The sequence below is a fragment of the Micromonospora sp. NPDC049139 genome (genome assembly GCF_055586845.1).
On sequence record NZ_JBVJHK010000004.1, the window covers coordinates 150,398 to 162,863 of the forward strand.

A 12,466-nucleotide genomic window follows, 5' to 3' on the forward strand; every position below is an offset into this window, starting at 1 on the left:
GGAGAGCTGCCTCTCACCGGGGCGGGGCACCGGCCGGACGCTTGTACCGTAAGGCCGGTGCCCCGCCTCACCCGTGACCGGACCACCTGGCTGACCTATGCCCAGCTGGGGCTGTGGGGCTTCTTCCTCTACGGATTCGGGCCGGTCGTGCCGCTGCTCCGCGACGAACAGGGCACCTCGGCCGCCGTCGCCGGCCTGCACAGCACCGGCATCGCCGTCGGCGCGCTGGCCGGCGGGGCGCTCTTCGCGCCGCTGGCCCGCCGGGTCGGCCGTGGCCGCGCCATCTGGACCGGGCTGGCCGGGGTGGCGCTCGGCGTCACCGCACTCGGCACCCTGCGGGCACTGCCTGCCACGATCACCGCCGTCGCGGTGATCGCCACCTTCGGCATGCTGGTGATCAGCGGGGTGTCGGTGGTGCTCACCGACCGGCACGGCACCGGCGCGCCGGCCGCGCTGACCGAGGCCAACGCCGCCTGCGCCGGCATGGGCATCCTCGCCCCGCTGGTCATCGGCGCCAGCGTCGACGCCGGCTGGGGCTGGCGGCCCGTGATGGCCGTCGAGGCCGGCCTGATCGCGCTGGTCGCGCTCGCCGCCGTGACCTTCCGCGTACGCCTGCCGGACGCCGCCCCCGCTGCGGCTGCCGGGGATCCCCCGGCCGACACCGACCCGCCCGCCGGCGCGCGTCGGGCTGCTCCCGTTGCTGGCGCCGCGCGGCGGCTGCCCCCGACGTACTGGATCGCCTGGGTGCTGATGGCGGTCACCGGCTCGATCGAGGTCTGCCTGTCCCTCTGGACCGCCGACGTGCTCCGCTCGCACGCCGGAATGGCGGCCGGCGCCGCTTCGGCCGCTGTCGCCGCGATCGTCTGCGGCATGTTCGTCGGCCGGCTCGTCGGCGGCCGGTTCGCGCTGCGGTACCGGCCGGTGCCGCTGCTGCTGGCCGCGCTGGGCGTGTCGCTGGCCGGGTTCGCGCTGTTCTGGGTCGCACCGGTCGGCTGGCTGGCGGTCGCCGGCCTCGTCGTGCTCGGCGTCGGCAACGCGCTGCACTACCCGCTGGCCATCTCGATCGCGCTCGCCGTCGCCGGGCCGGCCGCGGACCGGGCGGCCGGCTGGGCGTCGTACTCGATGGGGGTCGGCTTCGGGATCGCGCCGGTCGCGCTCGGCTGGGTGGCCGACGGAGTGGGCCCGCACCTGGCGTTCCTGCTGCTGCCGGGCTTCATCGCGGCGGCCGCGCTGCTCGCCGCCCGCCTGGGCCGTGCCCTACGCCCGGCCCCCGCCGAAATCCGGACCCCGACCCCCGTCTGACGCCAAGCCGGGCGGCGGCTCCGTCGGATCTTGGTGCGGAAGGGCCCTGGAGGGGCCGTTTCGCACCAAGATCGCGCAGGGCGGGGCCCACACTGTGGCGGTCAGTGCACCCGGGCCAGCGTCAGGCCGTCGGCGACCGGGAGCATCACCGCGTCCACCCGGACGTCGGCGAGCACCTCGTCGTTGAACGCGGCGATGGCCCGGTCGTCGGCGTTCTGCGGGGCGATCACCCGGCCGCCGCGCAGCACGTTGTCGACCGCGATCACCCCGCCGGGACGCATCCGAGGCACCAGCTCCGCCCAGTAGACCGGATACCCGGTCTTGTCCGCGTCGATGAACGCGAAGTCAAGATGACGTTCGTGGGGCAGCTCGCGCAGCGTGTCGCCGGCCGGGCCGATGCGCAGCTCGATGCGATCCTCCACGCCGGCGCGGGCCCAGTACCGCCGGGCGATGCCCGTGAACTCCTCGGAGATGTCGAAGCAGGTCAGCCGCCCGCCCTCGGGCAGCCCCCGGGCGATCGCCAGCGAGGAGAGGCCGGTGAAGGTGCCCACCTCCACGGCCTGCCGCACGCCGAGCAGCCGGGTGAGGAAGGTCAGGAACGCGGCCTGCTCCGGCGCTACCTGCATCTGTGCGTCGTCCGGCAGGGCGGCGCGGGTCTCCTCGGCCAGGTCACGCATGATCTCGTCCGGCGGCGACCCGTGCGTCACCAGGTACGCGTGCAGTTCCGACGTGAGCGGGATCGACTTCGTGGTCATGAACGGACGCTATCCGAGCGGTTCGACCGACTGGTTGCCGGGCGCGACCTTTGTCCACAGATCGGTGATTCGCAGATCCAGCTCGGCCAGGAGGCGGCGCAGCATCGGCAGCGAGAGCCCGATGACGGTGCTCGGGTCGCCCTCGATCCGCTCCACGAACGGCCCGCCCAGCCCGTCGATCGTGAAGGCACCAGCCACCGCGAGCGGCTCGCCGGTGCCCACGTACGTGGCGATCTCGTCGTCGCTGACGTCGGCGAAGTGCACGACGGTGGAGGCGACCGCCTCGGCCCGACGCCCCGTCACGATGTCGATGAGGCAGTGCCCACTGTGCAGCACGCCGCTGCGCCCGCGCATGCGCTGCCAGCGCCGGGTGGCGTCCGCCGCGTCGGCCGGCTTGCCGAGAATCTCCCCGTCAAAGGCCAGCACCGAATCGCACCCGATCACCAGCGTCCGCTGGTCGTCGGCCGGCCGGAGCCGGGTCAGCACCGCCTCCGCCTTCAACCGGGCCAGTTCCAGGCAGAGATCCTCGGCCTGCTCGGTGACCACCAGGGACTCGTCGACGCCGCTGACCAGCACGTCCGGTTCGATCCCGGCGGCCTGGAGAATCTTGCGGCGGGCGGGGCTCGCCGAGGCGAGCACGAGGCGGAGCGGCATCGTTTCTGGCACGTCGCCGACGTTACCGGCTGATCCGGGGAGGTGGGTCGTCGCCGTGGCGCCGGCGACGCGCAACCAGGACCCACACGCCACCGGCAGCCACGATCACACCGAGGGTGACCAGGCCACGGGCGGTCGCTCCGCCGTCTCCGTCGTCGGCGGGCTCCGCGACCGCCGTCGTGGTCGAGGCGGTGGGTGCCGGGCCGCTCGCCGTCGCCGACCCGAAGCCCAACGGCGGTACGTCTGCCGTCAGCGCCGCTACAAGGTCGATGACCCCGTAGCCGTACTCGTCGTCCCGCCCCGGTGGTCCCTTGTCGACGGCGGTGGCCGTGAGCCGATGCACTACCTCGGAGGCCGGGAGGTACGGGTACTTCGACCGAATCAGTGCAGCAGCCCCGGCGACGATTGCCGTCGAGTTTGACGTGCCGGTGCCCTTGCGATACTTGCCGTCGATACTGGTGCTGTAGATATCGACTGCCGGAGCGACCACGTCTATCTCTGGCCCTGCAACTGACACTGAGGCTCGTCCGCCGAGGCGATCAACCCCACCAACTGCGATTACGCCTTCTTCTGATGCCGGAAAACCGACGCTGTTATCTTCTGGCCTATTTCCTGCTGCTGCTACGACAACGATATTCGACGCGAGTGCTGTGTGCACTGCTTGAGTGAGGCGAGAGTTTGTGCTGCCCACGCTGGAGATGCTGATTATGTCAACACCTTTGGATATCGCATATTCAATGCTTTGAGCTAAGGCGTCGGGGTGCCCATCACCTCCTGCCGGAGTGTCATAAATGGGAAGGATCTTGGCCTTCGGTGCGATGCCAAGTGCGCCAACTTCGTTGCTTTGGCCGTGAGCGGCGATCAACCCCGCCATCCCAGTGCCGTGGCTGTCTCGATCTTGTTGTCCGTTTCCCACTCCTCCGGGAATAATATCTATTCCCGTAAGTAGGTTGTTGCGTAGGTCGGGGTGCGGATCAACGCCCGTGTCTGGCACGGCGACTGTAACCCCGTCGCCCTGGGTGATCTGGTGTGCCGCGTAGACGTTCAGGTAGCGCAGGTACCACTGATCGTTGCGGATTCGGTCGCGCCCGGTGGGCTGTATTGCTGTTGTAGGAAGTGTCGCCGCAGTAGCTGGCAGGGTGGGTGGCAGAGTCGCTACTGAAGCGACCAGCAGTGACAGCAGGCCGCGAGATGCGCGGAGCTTCACCTGTTGAAGCCGATGGCGGGCCCCGGGTCCAGGGGTCCCTCCTCGTCGGGCGGACGAACGACCGGGGTTACGCCCTGATCCGTCTCCCACGGGTGATCTGGGTCCCAGCGTCGTGCTTCCTCGGTGGTCTGCTCGCGGCGCCCCGGCGGCGCTGACATACCGCTCGTGCCGCTGGACCTCGCCCGACCGCCGAACGGAGTGCCGCCGATGGGAGGCATGCCATGCGCCGCCCCGGAGCCACGACCGCTACCGGGGCGAGAGCCAGCACCGCCTGTCGGCGCGGTGCCTGCGCCACCACCGATAACGCCTCCGATTGGATTCACGCGCCGTGGCTGGTTGTTGCTCGCACCAGGCTGGCCCAGTCCCATTCCAGGTGTTCCTCCGATTAGCCCTCCAGGTGGCATGGGTCGGCTAGGCGAAGGTGGCGTGGCGTGCGCCGGGTTGCTGGTGCCTCCGGTGACGGATCTGCCGAATGGCCCCGGAACGCTGGTTCGGCTCGGACCTGTTGGCAACGCCGGGAGCCCTCCGGGGACCGAACTCGGGTTGGGCGAAACGGAAGGCGTGGTGGCAGGCATCCCCGGGTTGGCTGGTGTCGGTGCCAGTCCGGTGCCTGCCCCGCCCAATACCGGACCGGTGTTCGGCGCGGTGGGAGTTTGGACCGCCCGAGCGGGACCCGGGGACCGGCTGATCGATGACACACCAGTAGACGGCGCGACTGGGACCGGAATGATCGGCGGGATCACCGGAGCAGTAGCCGATCCTACGTACGCATCCTGCTCGCCCGGAGCCCTAGCCGGCCTGACCGGGGGTGGCTTTTGGAGCATTACTTGGGCGTGTTGGAGTTCGCCGCTGAGGCCGTACATGATGCCCCGCGCCTGGACGTTGAGCCGTTCCAGGTCGGCGTCCGTCACCGGGCGGTCGGGGACCCGACTGCCCATGGCCGCCTTCGGGTCCGCGAGCGTCGCCTCGTACGTCCGCTTCTCCTGGAGCTTGACGGCGTACTCGTCGTAGATCTTCTTGAGCTCGGCGCGGGTGCTCCCGATGGCCTGTGTCGCGGCGGAGAGCGCGGTGTAGTTGGCGCTGGCCGCGTCGTGGGTGCGCTGCACCTTGTCGATCAGCTCGTCGAGCTCGCGGACGTACGCCCGGGCTGCCTCGTTGGTCTCCGGGGGCCATGCCTCCGCCAGCCCGCGCCGGTATTCCTGGAGCCGGCTCAGGTGGGTCCGGGCGAGGTCGCAGACCTTGCGCCAGCCGGCGACCTGCTTCCAGTGGTTGGTGGTGTCGTGGTCCTGCAGGCAGGCCCACATGCTGGCCACGTCCATCAGTCGCCAGTCGGTCAGGCCGGACGTGCGGCCGCTGCCCCGCTCGATCACGGCAGCACCACCGGCCCCGGTCCCGTCTCCGGACCGGTGGGGTCGCGCAACACCGGCGTCGGGCCGCGCGTCGTGGTGGCGGCCGGGTTGGCGAGCGCCCGCTCGACGTCGGCCACCCGGGCGGAGGAGAACGCGTCGGACTGGGTGTAGCTGTTGGCGACCGTGCCGGCGGCGACGGCCAGGTGGCCGGTGGTGTCGCGGACGCCCCAGACCATGTCGGCAGTGGCCTGCTGGGTCTCGTGGTGGGCGTGCAGGAAGTTGACCAGCTCGATGAAGGCGTCGGCCGGGTTGGGCACCGGCGCCTTCATGTCCTCGGCGATGTACGACAGGTGGGGGGCGTAGTTGCGTTCCACCTCGGCCTGGAGCTTGTCGGCGAACTCGCGCAACCGGCGGATGTCGGCCTCGATGCCGCCGTAACCGCGGAGCCAGGACGCTGGACGGTCCTCCTCGGGGATCATCGGCCCTCCCTACCCGTCACTGCGCCGTTTCCCTGAGTGAGGTTAATGGGTGTCCGGCGATGTCGGCAGCCCCAACCCCGCACACCCGAGCCGTTCGGCAGGTGGGCAGGGGCACCGAGCTGGGGTGATCCGTACGGGAAAAGGTCAGCGGGGCAGGCCGGAGGCGCGCCACCCGCCGGGACCGGCGACGGGCGTCGTGGTGGCCGGTCGCCCGCTGCGCGCCCAGGCGGACGCGGTGGCCGGCGAGGGTACGGCGGCCGGACGGGACCGGACGACGATCGCGCCCACCAACGCGGCCAGCTCCTCGGCGGTGGGGACCCCGCGGACGACCCGCAAGAGCGGCTCTTCGGCAGACATGGCGTCAGCGTACGCGGCGGCAAGCTTGACCTGAACCGCACAGTGGCGTGCCGGCGGTGTGAGCGTCGTGCCCGCCGGGTACCGTCTGGGCGATGTCTAACGCGCTGCCCCAACTCGTCGCTGACCGATACCGGCTCCTCTCGCCGCTCGGTCAGGGCGGCATGGGTCGGGTGTGGAAGGCGCGCGACGAGGTGCTGCACCGGGACGTGGCGATCAAGGAGCTCGTCCCGCCGCCCAGCCTCACCGACGACGAGCGCCGCGAGATGCGCGAGCGGTCGCTGCGCGAGGCCCGGGCCATCGCCCGGCTCAACCACATCAACGTGGTCCGCATCTTCGACGTGCTGCGCACCGACGGCGACCCGTGGATCGTCATGGAGTACGTGGCGTCGAAGTCGTTGCAGGACACGCTCGCCGAGGACGGCCCGGTGCCGCCGGCGCGCGCGGTCGAGATCGGGCTCGGCGTGCTGGGCGCGCTGAAGGCGGCGCACAAGGCCGGCGTGATGCACCGCGACGTCAAGCCGGGCAACGTGCTGCTCGGCAACGACGGCCGGGTGGTGCTGACCGATTTCGGTCTCGCCACGATCCCCGGCGACCCGAACGTGACCCGCACGGGCATGGTGCTCGGTTCGCCCGCGTACATCGCGCCGGAGCGGGCCCGCGACGGCACCGCCGGGCCGGAGGCCGACCTCTGGTCGCTGGGCGCCACCCTCTACGCCGCGGTCGAGGGCAAGTCGCCGTACGCCCGGCCGTCGGCGATCGCCACCCTGGCGGCGCTCGCCACCGAGGCACCCCCGCCGCCGAAGAACGCCGGCCCGCTCAAGCCGGTGCTCAACGGCCTGCTGCGCAAGGACCCGAACGAGCGGATCACCGCCGAGGTGGCGGAGAAGCTGCTGCGCCGTGCCGGCGGCAAGCGCACCCGCGCCATCCCGCTGCTCGACGGCGTACGCCGGCCGGGGCCGAACGGCCCGCGCGAGCCGCGCCCGCCGCTGGTGCCGGCGCCGCGACCGGCGGAGGACCCGGCGGCCAGGCCGGTCAGCCCGCCGACGCCCCGCGCGCCGCAGGAGGCGGTCGCCTCCGCCGGTGTCACCGTGGCGGCCGAGAGTGCGTCCGCCGCCTCGGATGCCGCGCCTACCGCCAAGGTCGAGTCGTCCACGTCCGACACCGCGCCGACGGCGAAGGTCGAGGCACCGAAGCCGGCGGCCGGCGCCTCGCCGGCCGAGCCGGTGAGTCCCGCGCCGCACAGGCCGGTGAACCCCACGTCGGTGATGCCCGCGCCGGTGAGCCCGCCGTCCGGCCGCGCCACGGTGGTGCCGTCCGGCGGTACGAAGCTCAACAACACCCGGCGCAACGTGCTGATCGGGGTGCTGGTGGCGCTGCTGCTGGTCGGCCTGGTGCTGGTCGTGCCGATGCTGACCAGCGGCGACGGCGACGGCGACACCCCGCAGGCCGACCCGACCACTGCCGCCTCGCAGGCGCCGCAGACGTCGGGGCCTGCCGCGCCGCCACCGACCAGCGCCGCCCCCAGCCCGACGCCGTCCGTCACCCCCTCGGCGGCGGAACTGCCGGCCGGCTGGAAGCTGCACAAGGACCCGGCCGGGTTCGAGTTGCCGCTGCCGGAGGGCTGGGTGCGCCGGCAGGTGGACGGCAGCACGGTCGTCTTTGACCAGTCCAACGGGGTGGGTGAGCTGCTCGTCCAGTGGACGAGCACGCCGAAGTCGGACGCGGCCGCCGAATGGAGGCGGATCGAGCGGGACCGCAAGGGCATCGTCAACAACTACAAGTACCTGAGCATCGAGAGCTGTGACTACTGGAAGACCTGCGCGGACTGGGAGTGGTTGGAGACCCGCGACGGCACGCGGATCCACGTCCGCAACCGGGGCTTCGTGACGGCCAAGAATCGCGGTTACGCCCTCCGGTGGGAGGTCGCCGAGAAGGACTGGCAGGCCAACCTGCCCAACTTCGACCGGATCGCGAGCGGGTTCGTGCCCGACCGCAAGGACTGATCCGCGGGATTCGTGCCGCCGCGAGGTTCGTTCGCATGACCTTCCGTCGTACGGGGTATCTCACCCGCACGACGGAAGGGAGGCACGACATGGGTTACCGACGGAAGGACGCCCGGCCCCGGGTGGCACTGTGGATGCTCGTGGCCCTCGGCGACGTCGTCCTGCTGCTCGTCGGCGCCGGCCTGCCGGCACTGTTCGCGCTGCTCAGCGTCGTCACCGTCACCCTCGCCGCAGTGGTGGCCTGGCGGGTCACGCGGCGTGGCGGGCTCGCCCGCGACAACGCGGTGACCGTTCCGGTGGCGGCCCGAAGGAGGGCCTGACGCCCGCAGTCCCGACGGCGGGCCTGCCGCGCGGGTGGCGTGGCGGCAGCCGGACCAGTTGTCGACCGTACGGTGACAGCCGATCCCGCTGCCGCCAACTGCCTCCCCAGGCGAGTCAGGCTCAGGCGGTGTTGTTGGCCAGCGCGATCAGCCGGGTACGGTCACCGTTCCAGTAGTTGCGGTCGACGGGGCCGCTGATCCCGGCGACGCTGCCGCTGTCGGTGTACTGCCAGAAGCTCCAGAACGGCGCGCCGGCCGGCAGGGTGCCGGGGGAGGTGGACCAGCGGGCGATCCAGAGCGGGTGGTTCGCCCAGGGGCCGGTCCAACTGCCGGTGCACTGGTTCCACCAACTGGTGGTCGTGTAGATGACCGCGTAGCGGCCGGTGCGCGAGCGGTAGGTGTTGAGGAAGTCCTGGACCCAGCTGCGCATCCCGGACGTGCTCAGGCCGTAGCAGTACCCTCCGCTGTACGGGTTGGCCTCCAGGTCCAGCGCCGCCGGGAGGGTGCGGCTGTCGGCCGACCAGGCGCCGCCGTTGGAGGCCAGGTAGTTCGCCTGGATCGCCCCGGAGGAGATGTTCGGCCGGGCGAAGTGGTACGCCCCCCGGATCACCCCCGCGTAGTACGAGTTGGTGTAGTTGCTGTTGAAGTTCGGGTCCTTGTAGCTCGTGCCCTCGGTGGCCTTGATGAAGGCGAACTGGATCCCGGCGTTGCGCACGCTCGTCCAGTTGATGCTGCCCTGGTAGCGCGAGACGTCGATGCCGGGCGTGGTGGCCGCGGCCGCCGGGGTGCTGGTGGCGACGAGCCCCGCCGCCACGGTGGCGAGCACGGTGAGGCCGGTGGCGAGCATTCTGCGCAGCGATGGTCTGGTACGGGTCATGGATGCCTCCAAGGACGCCGATGGAATTGACGACCATCTTTGGAGGTAAGCGTCCTCGATCACAAGGGGCGCTAAACAAATTTACATTGACGACTGACGTTGGGCTCAGCGGAACGAAGCCGGGTCGACACTCCAGCGGAACGGCTCGGTCAGGTTGAGGCGCTCGCCCGCCTTGGCGACCTGGTCCTCGACGTAGTGCGCACCGTCCAGCCGGAACAGCCGCAACGAGTGGGTCTGGCCGTCCTGCTCGACCAGCAGATACCAGGGAATCCGGGCGATGGCGTAGAGCTGCATCTTGACCAGTCGGTCGGCCGCCGCGTTCCCCGGAGAGACGATCTCGCAGACGAGGACGACCTCGCCCGCCTCGACCACGGTGCCCTCGTCGTCGGTGTCGGCGACGACAACGTCCGGGATGACGATCCGGTCGACCCCGAGCCGGACGTTGACCGCCTCGAAGACCGCGAGGGCTCCGGCCGCGTCGTCGAGGCTGTTGGCCAGCAGTCTCGACACCCGCTGGTGTCGCTTGCTCGGGGCAGGGCTCACGATCAGGCTCCCGTCGAGCAGTTCGATCCGGTTCGAAGTCTCGCCCATGGCGAGGTACTCGGCCTCTGTCCACAGGCCGACGTGGGGTTCCAGGGGTGCCGCGCTCACCGGCGTCCACCTCCCGCTCCGATCGCCACCAGGTCAGCTTCACACGATACGGACCCACGAGGGCGCAGCGACACAGGTCGGGGCCGGTAGGCTCGCGCCCCATGGTGTCGATCGACGGGCTCGGCGGTCTCTGGGACAAGCTGTTCGCGGCGCAGCCGGACCCACCGCCCTTGCTGGTGTTGCTGACCGCCGCCGTCGCGCTGCTGGTCGTCTCCACCCGCCTGCCCTGGCGGGTCGCCAGAAACGCCGTCACCATCGCTCACGAGGGCGGGCACGCGCTGGTCGCGCTGCTCACCGGCCGCCGGCTGCACGGCATCCGGCTGCACTCGGACACCTCGGGGCTGACCCTGTCCGCCGGCCGGCCCACCGGCCCGGGGATGATCCTCACCCTGCTCGCGGGCTACGTCGCCCCGCCGCTGGTCGGGCTGGCCGGCGCGTGGCTGCTCGGCGGCAACCGGATCACCCTGCTGCTCTGGGTCGCCGTGGCGCTGCTGCTCGCCATGCTGGTCATGATCCGCAACGTCTTCGGCGTGCTCTCGCTGCTGGTCACCGGCGGGGTGGTGCTCGCCGTCTCCTGGTACGCCACGCCGCAGGTGCAGGCGGCGTTCGCGTACACCGGGGTGTGGTTCCTGCTGCTCGGCGGCGTACGGCCGGTGGTGGAGCTGCAACGCCTGCGTTCCCGGGGCCGGATGCCCGCGTCCGACGCCGACCAGCTCGCCGGGATCACCCCGCTGCCCGCGTTCTTCTGGGTCACCGTGTTCGCCCTGGTCAACCTGGTCGTCCTCGGCGTAGGCGCGCTGCTGCTCGCCGGCCCGATCCTCGCCGACGCCGGCATCACGCTCTGAGCGGCGCCGACCCGACACGGGAAGTACCGGGGAGACACCAAGCCCGACCGGCCGTCCGCCGTCGCCGGGGAGGGCGCGGAAGCGTGGGCGGGCAAGATGGTCCCGCGCGATACGTGATCATCGGAGCGGGTGCGGTCGGCGGCTTCCGGCCGGCGGAGCTGGCGAAAATGATCGGTTGACCGGGCAACCGACGGCCCCGGCTGGCGCGTGTCCCCTGCGACCGTCACGGGGGAGGTAGCAGGGTGCCGGACGTCGACGGCTTCGACGAGTTCTACCGGGGCAGCCGGCAACGGTTGCTGGGCTTCGTCTACGTGCTCACCGGTGACCTCGCCGAGGCGCAGGACGCCGTGCAGGAGGCGTACGTGCGCGCCTGGCAGCGCTGGTCGACTGTGAGCGCGTACGAGGAGCCGGAGGCGTGGGTGCGGGTGGTGGCCAGCCGGATCGCGGTCAGCCGCTGGCGCAGCCTGCGCAGCCGGGCCCGCGCCTACCTGCGGCACGGTGCCACGGAGACGGTGCCCGGCCCGGATCCCGACACCGTCGACGTGGTCGCCGCGCTGCGTCGGCTGCCCGAGGAGCAGCGCACCGCGATCGCCCTGTACTACCTGGTCGGCATGCCGGTGGCCGAGGTGGCCCGGCAGACCGACGCCCCCGTGGGCACGGTCAAGGCCCGACTCTCCCGGGGGCGCGCCGCGTTGGCCGGGCTGCTCGCCGTCTCTGAGCTGAAGGAGGCCGCCGATGCGTGACGAGACGACGTTCGTCGACCAGTTGCACAGGGACCTGCGCGACGTCCGCTGGCCGGAGCCCGCCGAGATCCGCGCCCGGGCCCGCCGGCGCAGCAGGCGTACGGCGCTGGGGGCGGCGGCCGTCACGACGGTCACCGTGCTTACCGTGGCCGCCTTCGGGGTGGTCGACCACATCGGCGGTAACCGGCCGCTGGCGACCGCGGAAGGGGCGACCGCAGCCGGGGTGACCGTGGCCGGGGCGGCCGGGCCGGATGCGCCCGTACGGGCCGCGATTCCGATGGAGGCGCTGCTCCAGCCCGAGGACCTGCCGGAGAAGGAGACCCCGCGACTCACCGTGACGGGCATCCACGAGCCGATCCGGATCGACGGTGAGTTGACGAAGTGCCTGCGGAACCGGGGACTTCCGGCCGCCGCTGAACCCTCCCGCTACTCGCGCAGTCAGACGGTGATGGGGGTACGGCTGGGTGAGCCCCTGCTGCGACAGGATCTCTACCGGGTCCGTACCGAGGAGGCCGGCAAGATCATTCCTGACATCGACCGGCAGGTGAACTCCTGCCCGGAATGGGAGACCGACGGCGTCGTGTGGCGCGACGGGCGGGACGTCGAGATCGTCACGACACACCGCTGGCAGGTGGTGGCCCGGGGGTTCGCCGGCGACGAGTCGGCGTTGCTGCGGCAGGTCATGTCCGAGCCCCGGCAGGCGAAGACGTCGACAGTGGTTGGCGACGCTCCGAAGCCGCTCAGCACCGCGTTCGTCCGGGTCGGCGACCTGGTCACGGTGGTCAGCATCTCGCGCGACAGCAGCGAGGCCGAACTTCGTCGGCTCGCCGCCGTCGCCGCCACCCGCATGTGCGGCGCCGCCAACCCGCCCTGCTGACCCGCCACGCCCGCACGCGACGCGACGCGGGGCGGGGCGGGGCGGGG

Annotated in this window: 13 protein-coding genes; 6 read left to right on the top strand and 7 right to left on the bottom strand. The window is 71.6% G+C overall.

Annotation, left to right across the window (positions count from 1 at the left end; genetic code table 11):
* The first annotated feature begins 57 nt into the window (after positions 1 to 57).
* Positions 58 to 1,302 (top strand): MFS transporter, encoded by a 1,245-nt coding sequence (locus ACZ6Q9_RS09805; protein ID WP_396829007.1) that lies wholly within the window; start codon positions 58 to 60, stop codon positions 1,300 to 1,302.
* A gap of 101 nt (positions 1,303 to 1,403) precedes the next feature.
* On the opposite strand, the gene ACZ6Q9_RS09810 is transcribed toward ACZ6Q9_RS09805, so the two are convergent.
* The 5 genes from ACZ6Q9_RS09810 to ACZ6Q9_RS09830 form a co-directional block, all read right to left on the bottom strand.
* Positions 1,404 to 2,057, bottom strand: a complete 654-nt coding sequence (locus ACZ6Q9_RS09810; RefSeq protein ID WP_393258524.1) for an O-methyltransferase — start codon at positions 2,055 to 2,057, stop codon at positions 1,404 to 1,406.
* A 9-nt stretch (positions 2,058 to 2,066) separates the two neighbouring features.
* A complete protein-coding gene (locus ACZ6Q9_RS09815; protein WP_393259202.1) occupies positions 2,067 to 2,711 on the bottom strand; it encodes a Maf family protein in 645 nt (214 codons plus the stop codon).
* A 22-nt stretch (positions 2,712 to 2,733) separates the two neighbouring features.
* Complete coding sequence (locus ACZ6Q9_RS09820) at positions 2,734 to 3,918, bottom strand: S8 family serine peptidase (RefSeq protein WP_396829006.1); 1,185 nt, start codon at positions 3,916 to 3,918, stop codon at positions 2,734 to 2,736.
* A gap of 1,366 nt (positions 3,919 to 5,284) precedes the next feature.
* Positions 5,285 to 5,746 carry a hypothetical protein gene (locus ACZ6Q9_RS09825; RefSeq protein ID WP_396829005.1) on the bottom strand — a complete coding sequence of 154 codons (462 nt, stop codon included), beginning with the start codon at positions 5,744 to 5,746 and terminating at the stop codon, positions 5,285 to 5,287.
* Between the two features lie 144 nt (positions 5,747 to 5,890).
* Complete coding sequence (locus ACZ6Q9_RS09830) at positions 5,891 to 6,103, bottom strand: acyl-CoA carboxylase subunit epsilon (RefSeq protein WP_393258529.1); 213 nt, start codon at positions 6,101 to 6,103, stop codon at positions 5,891 to 5,893.
* Between the two features lie 92 nt (positions 6,104 to 6,195).
* Here ACZ6Q9_RS09830 and ACZ6Q9_RS09835 point away from each other — a divergent pair, with 92 nt between their 5' ends.
* The gene (locus ACZ6Q9_RS09835) at positions 6,196 to 8,106 is read left to right on the top strand and encodes a serine/threonine-protein kinase (protein ID WP_396829004.1); all 1,911 of its coding nucleotides are present in this window, start codon (positions 6,196 to 6,198) and stop codon (positions 8,104 to 8,106) included.
* 89 nt (positions 8,107 to 8,195) lie between these two features.
* Positions 8,196 to 8,426, top strand: a complete 231-nt coding sequence (locus tag ACZ6Q9_RS09840) for a hypothetical protein (RefSeq protein WP_396829003.1) — start codon at positions 8,196 to 8,198, stop codon at positions 8,424 to 8,426.
* Between the two features lie 121 nt (positions 8,427 to 8,547).
* Here ACZ6Q9_RS09840 and ACZ6Q9_RS09845 read toward each other — a convergent pair whose 3' ends face one another.
* On the bottom strand, positions 8,548 to 9,303 hold the full coding sequence (locus tag ACZ6Q9_RS09845; RefSeq protein ID WP_363704336.1) for a GH25 family lysozyme: 756 nt from the start codon (positions 9,301 to 9,303) through the stop codon (positions 8,548 to 8,550).
* 105 nt (positions 9,304 to 9,408) lie between these two features.
* Complete coding sequence (locus ACZ6Q9_RS09850) at positions 9,409 to 9,954, bottom strand: Uma2 family endonuclease (RefSeq protein ID WP_396829002.1); 546 nt, start codon at positions 9,952 to 9,954, stop codon at positions 9,409 to 9,411.
* Positions 9,955 to 10,055: 101 nt separating this feature from the next.
* Between ACZ6Q9_RS09850 and ACZ6Q9_RS09855 the strand changes: the two genes are divergently transcribed.
* The 3 genes from ACZ6Q9_RS09855 (at position 10,056) to ACZ6Q9_RS09865 (ending at position 12,419) form a co-directional block, all read left to right on the top strand.
* Positions 10,056 to 10,799 (top strand): M50 family metallopeptidase, encoded by a 744-nt coding sequence (locus ACZ6Q9_RS09855; RefSeq protein ID WP_393258539.1) that lies wholly within the window; start codon positions 10,056 to 10,058, stop codon positions 10,797 to 10,799.
* 242 nt (positions 10,800 to 11,041) lie between these two features.
* A complete protein-coding gene (locus tag ACZ6Q9_RS09860) occupies positions 11,042 to 11,542 on the top strand; it encodes a SigE family RNA polymerase sigma factor (RefSeq protein WP_350678559.1) in 501 nt (166 codons plus the stop codon).
* The gene (locus ACZ6Q9_RS09865; protein WP_393258542.1) at positions 11,535 to 12,419 is read left to right on the top strand and encodes a hypothetical protein; all 885 of its coding nucleotides are present in this window, start codon (positions 11,535 to 11,537) and stop codon (positions 12,417 to 12,419) included. Before ACZ6Q9_RS09860 ends, ACZ6Q9_RS09865 begins: the two co-directional genes overlap by 8 nt.
* Positions 12,420 to 12,466 lie beyond the last annotated feature (47 nt).